Raw genomic sequence first — 341 nt, 5'->3', positions numbered from 1 at the left:
ACCTGGGTCTGGGCGTCGGCTTCCAGGCTGAACAGCTCCAGCAGCGAGGCATCGCGCATCTGGTCGGGGGTCATGTGAGGCTCCGGGTCACGGCAGACAACAATTGCGCCTCGTCCAGCCAGCGCAGGCTGCGGCCTTTCCACTGCAACACCCCTTGGGTATAGCGGGCGCTGGCCTGGGTGCCCGACGCAGATGCCGCATTCAAGGTGCGTTCATCAATGGCATGGATACCGTCCACTTCGTCCACCGGCACCACCACGGGGCCGTCCTGCGCCGCGATGATCAGCATGCGCGGCATGATTCGTGCGCCACTGGGGCCGCTGCCGGTGCTGTCCAGCCCC

Annotated in this window: 2 protein-coding genes; both read right to left on the bottom strand. The window is 66.6% G+C overall.

Going from position 1 to position 341, the window contains the following annotated elements; translation table 11 throughout:
* Window positions 1-74 (bottom strand): hypothetical protein (locus HX846_RS40395; RefSeq protein WP_372241984.1); only part of this gene is annotated, 74 nt, incomplete at its 3' end.
* Window positions 71-341, bottom strand: a 271-nt coding sequence (locus HX846_RS13965; protein WP_178965566.1) for a chemotaxis protein CheW, incomplete at its 5' end; no start/stop codon positions are given. The genes HX846_RS40395 and HX846_RS13965, both read right to left, overlap by 4 nt.

Source organism: Pseudomonas sp. K5002, from assembly GCF_013386655.1.
GTDB lineage: Bacteria > Pseudomonadota > Gammaproteobacteria > Pseudomonadales > Pseudomonadaceae > Aquipseudomonas.
The sequence above is the reverse complement of the archived record's forward strand: the minus strand, read 5'-3'. Positions and strand labels throughout refer to the sequence as shown.